This window comes from Nocardia anaemiae NBRC 100462, assembly GCF_001612725.1.
Classification (GTDB): domain Bacteria; phylum Actinomycetota; class Actinomycetes; order Mycobacteriales; family Mycobacteriaceae; genus Nocardia; species Nocardia anaemiae.
The window spans coordinates 1-13,847 of record NZ_BDAZ01000104.1 but is presented as its reverse complement, the minus strand read 5'-3'; the positions used below and the strand labels follow the sequence as shown (position 1 = coordinate 13,847).

The following is a 13,847-nucleotide window of genomic DNA, read 5'->3' as shown; positions in this document are numbered from 1 at the left end:
AACAACCTCGGTCTCTGAACTGGTTCCGTTCCTGAGGCGACGCGTCTTCGAATATGAAATGGGATCCAAATGCTCGCCGTTATCGGAATGGGCAGCATAGCGTTGTGGCAGGTATCGCGCCGAAGCCGCGTCTCCCCTCTGGTCCGAACTCGAAGCCGAAACCGGGCAGAACATCCGCACCCGCTGCGGCGGACTTTCGATCGGAACAGCCGACGGCCCCTACCTCTCGGCCCGCTGGAAACCAGCCGCATCAACGGAGCCATCGCGGCCCGAGCGTTCAGCTCACGACAGTCTGCCTTGCCTACTGACTCTTTCCTTCGACTATTGAAAGGGTGAGATGAGTCCCTCTTTTGACCCCACCGCACTTCATACCGGCCTGGCCCGGGCCGCCCGCCGCGCCCAAGCGGCCGGGGGTGTCAATAGCGACTCGGCTTTTATCGACGCCGTCGCCTCGGAGAGCGGACTTCTGGCAGAGCAGTCTCATCTCGCTGACTCGATTGTCTTGGAGCTCCTCGAGCAGTTCTACGGTCGGAAGGGGACGCTTGTTCGGATTCCCACCGAGAAGGACGAGACTTTCCGCCTCCGAGACGGAGAAGAAACCTATCTGGTGAAGGTATCCGCACCGGATGAGGATCCGGCGATCGTCCAGCTTCAGACGGCATGCATGGAGCATTTGGAGCGGACTGCCCCTGAACTTCCGGTCCAGCGTCTTGTCAGGAGCCTCGGCGGAGATCCGCACGTCCTCATCCCGGCAGGTGAAGGACCCTTTGAGCGAGTACTTCGGGTGATGCGCTTCATGCCTGGAGATCTGCTGGCCAATCACAAGGCGTCGGCTGCTCAGCTTCAGTTGGTGGGCTCGAGCCTGGCCCGTCTGGCCCTTGCTTTGCAGGACTTCGATCATCCTCGTGCCGACCGCATGCTCCTCTGGGATCTCAAGCACTTTCACCGGATGCGGCCGCTTCTCGATTATGTCGATGGGAAGCAAAAACGCTGCCTGGCCGAAGACATTTTCGATCAGTTCGACGAGAAGGTGGTTCCGCTTCTCGACACCCTTACCTCTCAGGTCGTCCACGGGGATTTCAGCCCGTTCAATGTCCTTGTCAACCCGAACAGGCCGGACTACGTGACCGGGATTATCGACTTCGGAGACGTTGTGCGAACCTCCGTGATCTTCGACATCAGCGTAACCATGGCCAACCTTCTGGGAGCAGACCCGGACAGCCCCTGGGAGCACGCACTCCACGTCGTGGATGGCTATCGGAGCATCCGTCCACTACCCCTTCAGGAGTTTGAAGCCTTGACGGTGTCGGCGCCGGCCCGCCTACTCCTGCGAGCCCTGATAACGCAGTGGCGGGCAAGCCAAGTGCCTCAAAGGCGCGATTATCTCCTCTCCCACTCGAAGCCGGACTGGGACCGGCTCGCCTCCACAGTCGCAGCCCCTGCACCGAAAACTGCCTTCCACCACTCTGAACCCGAGTGACAATCCTCGAGGAAAAACCATGGACACTTCCCAAATCCGTAAGCCATCCAGGGCCATGATCAATGGCTTTGATCCCAACCGCCTCAGTGAGCTCCCGGATCAGATGCAGAAGAACATCCGACGCAGGGACGAGAGCCTCGGACCCGGTTACCGGCTCTTCTATGACACCCCCGTAGAGGTAGTACGTGGCAAGGGCGTCACGTTGTTCGACCGGGACGGAAATGAGTATCTCGACGTTTACAACAACGTTCCGTCTGTCGGTCACGCCCATCCGCGTGTCATTGCGGCTGTCCACGAACAGATGCAGACGCTGAACACCAACACCCGTTACGTCCAGGAATCCATCCTCGATTACTCGGAGCAGCTCCTTTCTACGTTCCCCGCCGAGCTCGGCCATGTCATGTTCACCTGCACAGGTTCGGAAGCCAATGACCTCGCCATGCGCGTCGCAAAATATGCAACGGGACAACAGGGCATCATCGTCACGTCCGGCGCGTACCACGGCCTTACTGCCGAAGTAGCGTCATTCTCGCCGTCCTTGGGTGTGGGTGTTCCCTTGGGTGCGCATGTGCGGGTCATCGACGCGCCGGACGCCCTGCGTTATTCATCGGATCAAGGGTCCCTGGAGGATCACCTGCGGGCCCAGGTGCGTGCCGCCATCGCCGACCTGCAGCGGCACGGTATCGGAGTGGCGGCCTTCATCGCCGACAGCATCTTCTCCTCCGACGGCGTCTTCGCCGACCCGGCAGGCTTCCTTCGCCCGATCATTGAGGAAATCTATGCCGTCGGCGGCCTGTACATCGCGGATGAAGTCCAGCCGGGCTTCGGCCGCACCGGCGAGGAATGGTGGGGCTTCCAGCGTCACGGCATCGTCCCTGACATCGTGACGATGGGCAAGCCCATGGGCAACGGCATCCCGATCTCTGCAGCTGTCTTCAAGCCCGAATTGCTTGTGGAGTTCGGGAAGAACATCCGCTACTTCAACACTTTCGGCGGGAATTCCGTGGCGATAGCGGCTGCGCAGGCCGTCCTGGACGTGATCCGCGAGGAATCACTCATGGAAAATGCCCTCGAAGTCGGCTCGAAGATTCAAACCGAACTGCGACGACTCACTCGAAACCTGGATCAGGTTGCCGAAGTGCGCGGAAGCGGCCTGTTCATAGGAGTCGACCTTGTGACCGACCGCTCAACGCTCACTCCTGATGGGAATCTAGCCGCTGGCATCGTGAACAGACTACGCGAAGAACGGATTCTGATTTCAGCGTGCGGAGCTCAGGGCAACGTCCTGAAACTCCGCCCCCCGATGCCGTTCTCCATGAATGATGCCGATCGCCTAATCGAAGTGATGGACCGCATCTTCCAAGAACTGCGCTGAGGCCCACCCAAACTGGTCGGCTCTGCGGATTACCCCAGTTGAAACCCTTTGAAGAAAGCACCATGAAGACCAGAAGCAAGATTTTGACTGCGGCTGCGGGACTTGTTGCCCTGCTGGCCCTCACCGCCTGCGGGCAGCACGGCAACGAACCCTTAAGCGACGGAGAATTCCAAGACACAGAACACGGCAGACATTTCCGAGGGCGTCAAGGCGGATGAAGCCGCCATTGCTGCCGCAGTCATTCAAGGACAAGGGCGAACTGGTAGTTGCCATGGACCTGCGCAGCCCGCCGACCACGTTCCTTGCCGAGGATAGCGTCACGCCGATCGGCGTGAACCCGGACATCGGCCGCCTGGTGGCCAAGCTGGGCTGAAGCTGAAGTTCGAGAACACGGCGTTCGACTCGATAATTCCCGGCATTGACGGCGGCCGCTACGACTTCACCGCCAGCACCATGTCCGCCACCCCCGACCGGCTGAAGGTCCTGGACATGATCGACTACCTCAAGGGCGGCTCGTCCGTGGCGGTAGTCGCAGGCAACCCGCTCAATCTGACTAACGACACCCTCTGCGGCAAGAACATTGCCGCGGCCAAGGGCTCCACACAGCAACTTGTGCACCTGCCGAACGTCTTGGAGTGGACCTGCACCTCCCAGGACAAGCCGGCCATCAGCGGCATCACCCCACCCAACGTCCAGGAGGCCCTGACGCAGCTGCACTCCAAGCGGGTCGACGGCGTCTTCTACGACGCCGGTGCTCTGTCCTGGGCACATATCCAGCAGCCCAAGGCCTTCACCGTCCTGGAGCCGAGGATGGAAACCCGCACGAACACCAACCTCGCCATTGGTCTGAAGAAGGGATTACCTTTGACGCGAGCCCTGCAAAAGGCCATCCAGTCCGTTCTGGAAATACCGGAATACAAGAAGTCGCTGGACTGCTGGGGCCTGGGAGACTCGGCTACCGGAGCCACGATCCGCTAGTACCAGTGAGTGCGCCACCGCTCCAAATGATTTTCCAATAGATCAACGAAACCGGGGGCCGCCCCCATGTCCCGGTTTCGGCCTGAAACTCATTAAGGTAGTGCTATGAGTAGCAATTCCACGGCACGTGACTACAATAAGGCTTCGGTCCTTGATGCGCTGTTTTCAGAGGCGCCTCTGACGCGTAACCGGTTGATCGAATTGACCCGTTTGAGTCAGGCGACGGTGTCTCGTAAGGTGGATGAGCTTCGTTTTGACGGTTTCGTCGTCGAACAGGGAGTCGATGCGGTTGTGCGCCGCGGTCGGCGCTCCACGTATCTGGATGTTCCCCGCACGGCGGGGCACATTGTCGGTATCTCATTCGGGGCGCGAACCACATGCGTCCTGGTCACGGACCTGATAGGTCGCGAGGTTGGGCACGTGATAGTTCCCAGCCTCGAGGGGGGCGATGTCGGCACCACTGCCGAGTGGCTGGTGGAGTTGATTGTGGCGACCAGCGATTCCGCAGAGGGCCCATTGCGCCAAATCGTCGCCGCGCTGCCCGGCCGTGTCCAGAATGGCATTAAGTGGTCCGGGACAGCAGAATCAAGGAAGATTTTCATGGATTCTGTACTCCAGAATTCTATTGAAGATCGATCGAAGGCTCCCGTGATTCTCGAGAGCGATGCCCGTGCGTCCCTACGGGGGATCCTGAAGGATAATGCGAGAATAGCGAATGCTGCTTTGTTCATGCTTAGTACGGTGCTGAGCTTCGCTAGTTGTACTGATCACGAGATCGCCCAGGGGCGGACCCCCACTTTCGGTGATCTGGGTGGTGTTCTCTTCGCCGGCATTGGCAATGAGACCCTCGATGGGCTGTTGAGTACAAGGGGTCTCCTGCAATTCGCCAAGGGGCGGGGACTGGACCTGGAGGGCATCGAAGCGCTCTGGTCCCAGCCGCAGGAAGCGGCGGCCCGCGTGGAAGTGGTCGAGGCCTTTACGACGGCGATCGTGACCGCTGTCGGTGCCGTCGCAGTTACGCTGGACCCCGAGTCCGTGTATTTTGCGGGCCGCTTGAGTCCGCTCGTGGACGAAGTCCTTCCCGAGGCGCGCAGGCGACTGGCGCAAAGCCTTCCCATCGTCCCGGAGATCACGGTCGTGTCGCACGTGATCGGACTATCAGTGGCCCGGGGTGCGGCGTATGCCGGACTCGCCGTGGCCCAGTCCCGGCTCCGGGAATCGATACTCGAGGCCCGTCGGGAGGGCCAAAGGCTGTAGCAGGTGACATCTGGCCTTCGAGATAGACCGTGTCCCACGTCGTCGATTTGCCAGTTTCTGGCAGCGGGTCAATGTTGCGGTTTCAGCAGGCCAAAGGCGAGGCCGGGCTCGATCACTACCAGGTGCGCAGTTTCTGCGGATCACCACCCAGCCGACGCCGGATCTGGGCGAGCACGGCATCGACGAGGACCTCTTGCAGGTGATCGAACATGCCATGGCCCACGTTCCCGAGCAGCGGCCGGCCACCGCGGCGTTGGGTGAGCAACTGCAGCAGCTGCAGGTCGAGCGCGGGTGGCCGGTCGATGACATGGCGGTGCGGGCCGTAGCGGATGCCGAGGAGCAAGTAAGCTCCCCGGTTCCATTGATTCGGCTGATTACCGGCCGGTCGTCAGGGCCTCGGCGCGCATCGTCCAGTGCGCCGGTGAGCGCAAAAGGCATCTCTTCCCCTGGAGCTCACAAGCTTCGTCGGCCGCCGGACCGAATCTGCTGGTCCTGCCGAGCTGACCAGACGCGAGCAGGAGGTGGCCGACCTCGTCGCCGAAGGCCTCACCAACAGGGCCATCGCCACTCGCCGGGTCATCTTCCTGCGCACCGCTCAGGGACACGTCGAACACATTCTGATCAAACTAGCATTTACCTCCCGCGCCCAGATCGCCGCCTGGGTCGCCGAGCGGAGCCGACCCGCACAAGTTGAAGGCGCAGTGGACGAATTCGTGCTCATGCGAGGGGTGTGGTGTCATCTAGGAAGTAGCACCAGTATGCGCCAAAGGAATTGGGGTTCGGCAAGCGGCGGGCGAGGGTGCGCCTATGTTGTGGTGGCACCGGTTTTGTCGCAGTCGAGGACGCGACAGCGAATTCGTCGCCCGGGGAGGCGATGGGCAGCATCGCTCCATGCCACTGCCACCACCGGTGACAACGGCCACGCGCGACGGCCCGCGGATCTCGGCTTGCCCGGCAACTCTCGCACGACCGCCCGAACTTGGATGGACCGGCCCCGCCCGCTTGGGTTCCAGCGCGTTGGCGACCAGCGTTTGTAGTGCTCGACCGCGGGAAGAATCCCGCCCGGCTATGGATGGCCGGGCGGGATCGGTATCCCCGACGGAACGCGACGTCGGGTTTTCGCCGCTATCTACTTCGCCTGCATGGGCGGCTGGTTGATAGTGGCGAAGTATTGGATGGCGGCGCCTATGGCCGCCGGGGCGGTGATGAGGATCTGCCCGGCGATGGTGCCCAGAGCGCCGACGGCGATGATGCCGCCAAGACAGCCGATGGCTGCGGCGGGGATGAACGCGCCGAACAGTCCGACGATCGTGGCCGCTGCGACCGTGGCGCCGGCGATACCACCGAGCACGCAACCCACTGCCGCGCCACCGAGGCCACCGACCAATGTGCCCAGAGTCGCGCCCATGGAGATAGTGGAGGTCAACCGCGACCACGCTGCCTGCTCGCGGTCGTAGTCGCTTTTCCACGGCGCTTTGTCCTCGTAGGGCAAGGCCACGGGTTTGTAGACTGCATGCGCCAGATCGAACTGCGGAGTCAGAGTCGCGGTCCGGTCGGCGATGTCCGCGACGATCGGGAACTCGAAGTCATCGACCCGGAACCGCAACGGCATCCCGGCCACCGTGCTGCCGTTGGCAGTCTTGACCTTGAACACACCGTCCTCCGCGACCAGCGATCCGGAGTCGGTAGTCACGATGGAGTGCGTATCGGTGGCATGCGCGGTGAATCCCACTGTCTCGTCCGGCGCGGGTTGGGCACCGGCCGGACCGGACGCGACCCCGAGCGCAGCGACCAAGCCAGCCGCCACCACAAACTTTCTCATCAATTACTCATTTCTTTCTCACGGAATGCAGCACGAGACTTTTCGGCCGCCATAATGTCGCGCTTGTACTTCTCGTTGATGAAACCGGCCGTGTCGATGCTGGGCCGATATTAATCTCATGATTCTGACGCGGATTGGTCCGACCAGCGACAGCTCGGCCACCAGTGGTGGTCATTTTCTGTCGAATTGGCGCTCATAATATCGAAGTGGCGCTCAGGCCAGTGTCGAAGATATCTGGGGTGCGTTCGGAATAGTGGTGGTCCTGAACGGGTTCGGTGGCGATCGGAGTCTGGTCAATTCTCTATGTCGGGAACCATGGTGCCGAGTACATAACCGATCCGCTGCCAGCAGTCGGGCCGCGGGCAGAGTCCGGAGCCGGCACCGCAGGGCACTACGGCAGCCGTTGGGTGGTGTGGGCTTGTGGGTTGGCCAGGCGCTCAGGACGCAGGAGGTCGTCGAGGTCAGCGGCGGTGAGCAGTCCGCGCTCCAGTACCAGTTCGGTGACGCTGCGCCGCTCAGTGAGGGCCTGCCGGGCGATGGAGGTTGCCGCGTCGTAGCCGATCAGGGGGTTGAGGACGGTCACGACTCCGATGCTCGCCTCGACCTGGGAGCGTAGGAAGTCCTTGTTGGCGGTGATCCCGTCGATGCAGTGGTCGGCCAAGCTGGTGCAGGCCGCGGTCAGAGAGGCCAGGCTGGCGAACAGTGAGCGCGCAATGATCGGTTCGAAGGCGTTGAGCTGTAGCTGTCCGGCCTCGGCCGCCATGGTCACGGTGAGATCATTGCCGATGACCTCGAAGGCCACCTGATTCACCACTTCCGGAATGACCGGGTTGACCTTTCCTGGCATGATGCTCGATCCCGCCTGCCGAGGAGGGAGGTTTATCTCGGCGAAGCCGGCCCGTGGCCCGGAGGACAGCAACCGTAGGTCATTGCAGATTTTCGACAGCTTCACCGCAACTCGTTTGAGCATCCCCGAGAACAGCACGAAGGCCCCGCAGTCCTGGGTGGCCTCCACCAGGTTGCCGGCCGTCACCAGCGGCAGGCCCGTGATCCGCTGCAGGTGCGCGCACGCTAGGGCGGCGTACTCGGAATGAGTGTTGAGGCCGGTGCCGATCGCGGTCGCGCCCAGATTGATCTCGTGCAGGTGCACCAGAGCTTCGCGGATTCGGCGTTCGTCCTCGTCGACCATCACCGCATAGGTGCTGAACTCCTGGCCGAGTGTCATGGGCACGGCATCCTGCAATTGGGTTCTGCCGACCTTGACGACATCGTCGAACTCCAGGGCCTTACGAGCCAAAGCCAGGCGAAGATGACCCATGGCCGACAACAATTCTTGGGTACCCTGGATCGTCGCGATCCGAATCGCGGTGGGATAGACGTCGTTGGTGGACTGGCCCATATTCACGTCGCCGTTCGGGTGAATCCTGGAGTACTCGCCCTTGTCGTACCCGAGGATCTCCAGCGCACGGTTGGCGATGACCTCGTTGGCATTCATGTTCGTCGAGGTGCCGGCGCCTCCCTGGATGACATCGACCACGAACTGGTCCAGGAGAAGGCCCTGTTCGATGTCCTGGCAGGCCTGCCCGATCGCGTCCCTCTTCACCTCGTCGATCAAGCCCAGATCGGAGTTTGCCAGCACCGCTGCGTGTTTGATCTGCGCGAGCGCCGTGACGAGCAGTGGATACGAGGCAATTTTCGTACCGGTGATCGCGAAATTCTCTACCGCGCGCAGGGTCTGGATTCCCCAGTAGGCGTCGACCGGGACCACCCGGGTACCCATGAAGTCTGTCTCTGTCCTGCTCTCATTGATTTTCACCAAAGACGATGCGTTCATGTGTGCCACTGCTCTCGGTTGATGCGGGTTGTGCCGTGCTGGTTTGGAGGGAGGTTTGAAGAATGGGTTTCGGCAAGGCGTCATCCGCGGGCGGGATAACAGCCGCGGGCGTAGTCACCCCGAGATTCCGGCCGAAGCCGAATTGATTGTTTTCAGGAAACCGCGACGAATCCGAGCTCCTTGTCCACGACATTCTGCAGCGGTGCGCCGGTGCAGAACCGCTGCAAATTGTCGACGAAGAGTTGGCCGAGTTCCTTCAGGTAGTGCTCGGTGTCCCCGCTCATGTGGGGTGTGAGGATCACATTGTCCATGTCCCACAGAGGATGTTCCCGAGGCAAGGGCTCGGGATGGACAACGTCGAGGGCGGCGCCGGCAATCGAGCCTGACGCCAGAGCGTCCGTCAGTGCAGCGGTGTCGACGAGTTCCCCGCGCCCCACGTTGATCAGGCGTGCGCTCGGTGCCATGGCAGCGAGGACATCGCTGCTGATCAATCCCGTGGTCTCGGTGGTCAGCGGCGCGGCAAGAACGATGTAGTCGTAGCCGCCGGCGATCTCGGCGAGGTCGCTGGAGGCGTATATCTGATCGAAATTGTCATCGCCTGGACGGCTGAACCGGCCGGCGCCGCTGACGTTGATGCCTACGGCACGAAAGACATGGGCGATTTCACGGCCGATGGACCCGGTGCCGACCACCAGTGCGCACTGTCCCTGGATCTTGCGGGTAGTTCGGTGTTGCCAGAGGCGTTGCTGCTGCAGTCGGAACGAGGTCTGCGCATCCTTGGCCATATCCAACACGAAGCCGAGCGCGAACTCTGCGATCGCACGGCTGAGGACACCTCGGGAGTTGGTGTAAACGATGTCGCTGGCGACCAGTTCGTCGAACATCAGCTGGCTCACCCCGGCCGCCGAAACATGGACCCACCGCAGGGAGGTGGCAGCGTTCCAGTTCTGCTGCAGCGCTGGTGAGAACGAGTGCCACTGGTACAACACGTCCGCGCCGTCGAGGGCCTCGGCGAGGCCATCGGCGGTCGTGAGCCGTACTTCTGCCAGCTTCTCGATCTCGGCCAGACCTGGCGGCAATGCCTCTCGGTAGAGGACTGCGACGACGGGCCGTGTGCGTTCGGCAGACATTGTCATGACGCTGGTGATGTCGCTGCGATGGCCGCGTCGGGGGTGAGGGCGTCGATGGCGGAAAGGACCGCGGACGTGAAATCACTCGTCGAGGACGTTCCGCCGACGTCGCGGGTGCCGAATCCGTCGCGCAGGGCGGATTCGAACGCGGATTGCAGGTGGCTGGCGGCGTCTGGGTGACCGAGGTGCTCGAGCATCATGGCCCCCGACCAGATTTGGCCCACCGGATTTGCCAATCCCATACCGGCGATATCTGGGGCGGACCCATGCACCGGTTCGAACAGTGACGGGAACTCGCCCTCCGGGTTGAGGTTTGCGCTGGGCGCCAACCCGATGGAGCCGGTGACCGAACTCCCGAGATCGGAGAGGATGTCACCGAGCAGGTTGGAGGCGACAATGACGTCGTAGGTCCAAGGCTTGAGCACCAGATGCGCCGCCAGGGCGTCCACGAGCTCGCTGGTGAGGCTCACTTCGGGGAACAGACGTGCGGTTTCCTCGACGATTTCATCCCAGAACGGCATGGTGTGCACGATGCCGTTGCTTTTGGTGGCCGATGTCAGGTGGCCCCGACGCGACGCCGCGAGTTCGGCGGCGTAGCGGGTGACCCGGGAGACGCCGAGTCGGGTGAAGATGGTTTCCTGCACGGCACTCTCGTGTGACAGCCCGCGGTACGTTCGCCCGCCGACCTCCGAATATTCTCCTTCATTGTTTTCTCGAACGATGAGCAGATCGATGGCCTGTTTGTTCGCCAGAGGTGAGGTGACACCGTCGAGCGTCTTAACGGGGCGCAGATTGATGTACTGCTGGAATTCCCGTCGGATGGGAATCAACAATCCCCACAGCGACTCGGTGTCCGAAACCTCGGGCGAACCCACTGCTCCGAGAAAGATCGCGTGGTGTTGCGCGAGTTGCTCGAGTCCGTCGACGGGCATCATTCGCCCGTGCTGAAGGTAATATTCCGATCCCCAGTCGAAGTAGGTGAACTCGAGCTCGAGAGTATGGATTTGCGCGATTCGTTCGAGGCAGGAGATGGCAGCGGGAACCACTTCTTTTCCGATACCGTCGCCGGCGATGACAGCGATTTTTTGCGTGCTCATGCAGTAGTCCGCTCTGGCAGGCCGCCCAACAGCTGCTGAGATGCCACCGATTCTGTGAGGTTGACGATCGTATTCTTGGGCTCAGTCATCTGGTAGAGAGCATGCCGAACCCCCTCACGACCGACACCGGATTTCTTGAAGCCACCGAATGGCATGGAATCGATCCGGAGGTCACTGGTTTCGTTGATGACTACAGCGCCCACGTGCAGGCTTTCTGCGATGGCGAGGGCAAGATCAATGGACTGAGTGAAGACGCCCGCTTGGAGTCCGTACTCGGAATCGTTGGCCAGTCGAACGGCGTCCGAGACGTCGAGGAACGGAATGAGGGTCACCACTGGTCCGAAGACTTCCTCGCTGATCACCCGGCACTCCGTGGGTACGTCGGTCAATACGGTGGGTTCGTAGAAGGCGTTTCGTCGCTGCCCGCCCGTATGGATGGTCGCCCCGGCGGCTCGAGCCTCGTCCACCCATTCCTCGACGCGCCGGGCCTCCGATTCGGAGATCAGCGGTCCGATATCGGTGCTGCGGTCGAACTTCGACCCGGTCCGCAGCGCCTGCGTGCCGCGGGTGACGTGTTCGAGCACCTGCCCGAAGAGTGAGGAATGCACGTACACGCGCTGAACGGACAGGCAGTTCTGGCCGGCGACCCCGAAGGCTCCGGCGACGATCGCCTCGGCCGCGTGAATTGCGTCGGCATCGGCGCAGACGATGGTGGCATTGTTGCCGCCGAGTTCGGACAGGATCTTCTTGGCGCCGGCCGTCGCGGCGATGCGTTCGGCCGTCCGAGGACCGCCGGTGAAGGAGATCAGATCAATCTGGTCGTCGGTCACGAGCGCTTCGGCGACGCCGGGGCCGCCGACGATCGCCGCGATACGACCCGAGGGAACTCCCGCATCGAGAAGCAGTTGGACTAGGGCCAACCCGCTCAGTGGGGTCCGCTCGGAGGGCTTGAGGACGACGCCGTTGCCAGCGATCAGCGCCGGTCCCAACTTGTGCGCCACCAGGTTGAGGGGATCGTTGAACGGTGTGATTGCCGCAACGATCCCCACCGGCTTACGGGTGTACCAGCCGATCTTGCGTCCCGCCGCGATGCTGTCCTCGAAATCCAGGGTCGATCCGGACAGTTCGGCGGACGCGGCAGCGGAGAGCCGCAGGGTTTCGATGCAGCGGCGGACCTCTCGCTCCGCTTCGGCGATGGTCTTGCTGCTCTCCGAGGCAATGATCGCGGCGAACCGTGCATGCTGTTCGCCGAGGAGCTGAGTTGCCCGCTCGAGCGCCTCTCGGCGGGCGCGCAGCGGCCACGGGTCGCGAAGTAGATGACGCCGGATGTGCGCGATCGCGCGCCGAACATCGTCGGAGCTCGAGGCGCACACCCGGCCGAGCAGGAAGCCGTCCTCAGGATCCCGTACTTCCAGCGTCATGTCAGCGGACTGCCATCGTCCGTCGAAGAATGCTCCTCCGGGGAGGTCTGCGATCTGGGAGCGGACGACGGCTGTTTCCGGGCGCGCGTCAACGACGCTGATGGATGGAACCATGAGACTGCGGACCCTGCCTACTTGATTCGGTCGATGATCTTTGCGGCGCCGCCGATGATCGGCAGGAACCAGGGCGGGCCGAAATGACCCGGCACAGGAGGATTCTTCAGGTCCTTCCAGACATTCGCGGTTGTGTCGCCACCCATATAGTGAGCCATTCGCTTGCCCATGTGTGCGGCCATTTGCACACCGTGGCCGCTGTAGCAGAGGGAATAGAACACACCGTCGTGTACGCCGGCGTGAACCATCTGGTCCATGGAGAGATCGACCAGTCCACCCCAGGTGTAATCCACCTTGACATTCGAAAGGTAGGGGAACAACTCGATCATCGCCCTGCGCAGAATTCTTCCGCTCTTGACATCCGAATCCGGGCTGGAGAGCGCGAAGCGAGCGCGGCCGCCGAACAGGAGCCTATTGTCCGGGGTGATGCGGAAATAGTAGGTCAGCATCTTGCTGTCGGACGCTTGCCGACGATTCGGCAGAATGCGATCGATCACCTCGTCCGGCAGCGGCTCGGTGACAATGATGAAACTGCCCACCGGAATCACGCGCCGCTGCAACCAGGGCGTGACGGCGCCCGTGTAGCCGCTGGTGGCGACCAGCACCTGCTTCGCTCGCACGACGCCGCGGGTGGTGTGCACATCGTGCACGGTTCCTGAGACCTTGTGCAGTTCGGTGACCGCGGCGTTTTCACAGACGACTGCGCCCGCGGCAACGGCCGCGCCGGCCAGACCGTGCACGAACTTTCCGACGTGCAGTCCTGCGCCTAGCGGATCGAGCATCGCTCCGTGATAGAAATCGGAGCCGATTTCGCTGTGAATTTCGGACTTCGGGATGGTGATGACATCGTAGTCGGCCAGGCCGGACAGTTGCTCCTGCGATTTCAGCATTCCCTCGTAGTGGGAGGGATGAAAGGCCAGCGACAGTTTCCCGAACCGCTGGAAGTCACAGTCGATGCCATAGTTGTGCACCAATTTCTCGATGGTGTCGATGGCGTCGTTGTATTCCCGGAACATCTCCACCGCACGGGTACCCCCGTACCGCTTCACCGCGGTGTTGAAGCCGATCGCCAATCCCGTGGTCGCCATCCCTCCGTTGCGGCCGGATGCGCCCCAACCGACCGTATGCCGTTCGAGGACAGCAACACTCGCACCTTGGTTGGCGAACTCGACCGCCGCCGAGAGCCCCGTGAATCCGGCGCCGATGATGGCGACGTCGACCTCCTCGGGCACCGGTGTGCGGCGGTAGTCGCCCGACGGCTCAGCAGTATCGAGCCAGTAAGGGATGAGTTTCACGATTGACCTTTCGCCTTACCCGTGGATCACAGACCGAGGAGTTT

Annotated in this window: 12 protein-coding genes and 1 pseudogene; 6 read left to right on the top strand and 7 right to left on the bottom strand. The window is 62.0% G+C overall.

Features of this window, described 5'->3' with window-relative positions:
* The first annotated feature begins 337 nt into the window (after positions 1 to 337).
* The 5 genes from NA5_RS38355 to NA5_RS38340 all read left to right on the top strand — a co-directional run bounded on the left by NA5_RS38355 (position 338) and on the right by NA5_RS38340 (position 5,090).
* Complete coding sequence (locus NA5_RS38355; protein ID WP_062993946.1) at positions 338 to 1,480, top strand: phosphotransferase; 1,143 nt, start codon at positions 338 to 340, stop codon at positions 1,478 to 1,480.
* Positions 1,481 to 1,499: 19 nt separating this feature from the next.
* A complete protein-coding gene (locus NA5_RS38350; protein WP_245672675.1) occupies positions 1,500 to 2,855 on the top strand; it encodes an aspartate aminotransferase family protein in 1,356 nt (451 codons plus the stop codon).
* Between the two features lie 214 nt (positions 2,856 to 3,069).
* Positions 3,070 to 3,228, top strand: coding sequence for a hypothetical protein (locus NA5_RS41995; protein ID WP_218020256.1), 159 nt, complete (start codon positions 3,070 to 3,072; stop codon positions 3,226 to 3,228).
* Positions 3,225 to 3,833, top strand: coding sequence for a transporter substrate-binding domain-containing protein (locus NA5_RS38345; RefSeq protein ID WP_218020258.1), 609 nt, complete (start codon positions 3,225 to 3,227; stop codon positions 3,831 to 3,833). Before NA5_RS41995 ends, NA5_RS38345 begins: the two co-directional genes overlap by 4 nt.
* Positions 3,834 to 3,938: 105 nt before the next feature.
* Positions 3,939 to 5,090 (top strand): ROK family protein, encoded by a 1,152-nt coding sequence (locus NA5_RS38340; protein WP_062993944.1) that lies wholly within the window; start codon positions 3,939 to 3,941, stop codon positions 5,088 to 5,090.
* A 115-nt stretch (positions 5,091 to 5,205) separates the two neighbouring features.
* Here the strand turns inward: NA5_RS38340 and NA5_RS38335 are convergent, their stop codons facing one another.
* Complete coding sequence (locus NA5_RS38335) at positions 5,206 to 5,433, bottom strand: hypothetical protein (protein ID WP_062993943.1); 228 nt, start codon at positions 5,431 to 5,433, stop codon at positions 5,206 to 5,208.
* Positions 5,434 to 5,581: 148 nt separating this feature from the next.
* On the opposite strand from NA5_RS38335, the pseudogene NA5_RS42760 reads away from it, so the two are divergent.
* Positions 5,582 to 5,770, top strand: a pseudogene (locus NA5_RS42760) (response regulator transcription factor); the annotation flags it as partial.
* A 449-nt stretch (positions 5,771 to 6,219) separates the two neighbouring features.
* Here NA5_RS42760 and NA5_RS38325 read toward each other — a convergent pair.
* The 6 genes from NA5_RS38325 to NA5_RS38300 all read right to left on the bottom strand — a co-directional run bounded on the left by NA5_RS38325 (position 6,220) and on the right by NA5_RS38300 (position 13,803).
* Positions 6,220 to 6,912, bottom strand: a complete 693-nt coding sequence (locus tag NA5_RS38325) for a DUF8020 domain-containing protein (RefSeq protein WP_062993941.1) — start codon at positions 6,910 to 6,912, stop codon at positions 6,220 to 6,222.
* 391 nt (positions 6,913 to 7,303) lie between these two features.
* Positions 7,304 to 8,722, bottom strand: coding sequence for an aspartate ammonia-lyase (gene aspA / locus NA5_RS38320; RefSeq protein ID WP_218020257.1), 1,419 nt, complete (start codon positions 8,720 to 8,722; stop codon positions 7,304 to 7,306).
* Positions 8,723 to 8,898: 176 nt separating this feature from the next.
* Positions 8,899 to 9,882 (bottom strand): D-2-hydroxyacid dehydrogenase, encoded by a 984-nt coding sequence (locus tag NA5_RS38315; protein ID WP_062993939.1) that lies wholly within the window; start codon positions 9,880 to 9,882, stop codon positions 8,899 to 8,901.
* Entirely contained in the window at positions 9,879 to 10,973 is a 1,095-nt protein-coding gene (locus NA5_RS38310; RefSeq protein WP_062993938.1) for a tartrate dehydrogenase, read from the bottom strand. The genes NA5_RS38315 and NA5_RS38310 overlap by 4 nt, the downstream gene beginning before the upstream one ends.
* Positions 10,970 to 12,394 (bottom strand): aldehyde dehydrogenase family protein, encoded by a 1,425-nt coding sequence (locus tag NA5_RS38305; protein WP_245672674.1) that lies wholly within the window; start codon positions 12,392 to 12,394, stop codon positions 10,970 to 10,972. Before NA5_RS38305 ends, NA5_RS38310 begins: the two co-directional genes overlap by 4 nt.
* 131 nt (positions 12,395 to 12,525) lie before the next feature.
* Positions 12,526 to 13,803, bottom strand: a complete 1,278-nt coding sequence (locus NA5_RS38300; RefSeq protein WP_062993936.1) for an NAD(P)/FAD-dependent oxidoreductase — start codon at positions 13,801 to 13,803, stop codon at positions 12,526 to 12,528.
* Positions 13,804 to 13,847 lie beyond the last annotated feature (44 nt).

Excerpts from the sequence above, each read along its gene's own strand:
- NA5_RS41995 (WP_218020256.1), top strand. The coding sequence starts at position 3,070 with ATGAAGCCGCCATTGCTGCCGCAGTCATTCAAGGACAAGGGCGAACTG.
- NA5_RS38350 (WP_245672675.1), top strand. The coding sequence starts at position 1,500 with ATGGACACTTCCCAAATCCGTAAGCCATCCAGGGCCATGATCAATGGC.
- NA5_RS38340 (WP_062993944.1), top strand. The coding sequence starts at position 3,939 with ATGAGTAGCAATTCCACGGCACGTGACTACAATAAGGCTTCGGTCCTT.
- NA5_RS38355 (WP_062993946.1), top strand. The coding sequence starts at position 338 with ATGAGTCCCTCTTTTGACCCCACCGCACTTCATACCGGCCTGGCCCGG.
- NA5_RS38310 (WP_062993938.1), bottom strand. The coding sequence starts at position 10,973 with ATGAGCACGCAAAAAATCGCTGTCATCGCCGGCGACGGTATCGGAAAA.
- NA5_RS38325 (WP_062993941.1), bottom strand. The coding sequence starts at position 6,912 with ATGAGAAAGTTTGTGGTGGCGGCTGGCTTGGTCGCTGCGCTCGGGGTC.
- NA5_RS38315 (WP_062993939.1), bottom strand. The coding sequence starts at position 9,882 with ATGACAATGTCTGCCGAACGCACACGGCCCGTCGTCGCAGTCCTCTAC.
- NA5_RS38305 (WP_245672674.1), bottom strand. The coding sequence starts at position 12,394 with ATGACGCTGGAAGTACGGGATCCTGAGGACGGCTTCCTGCTCGGCCGG.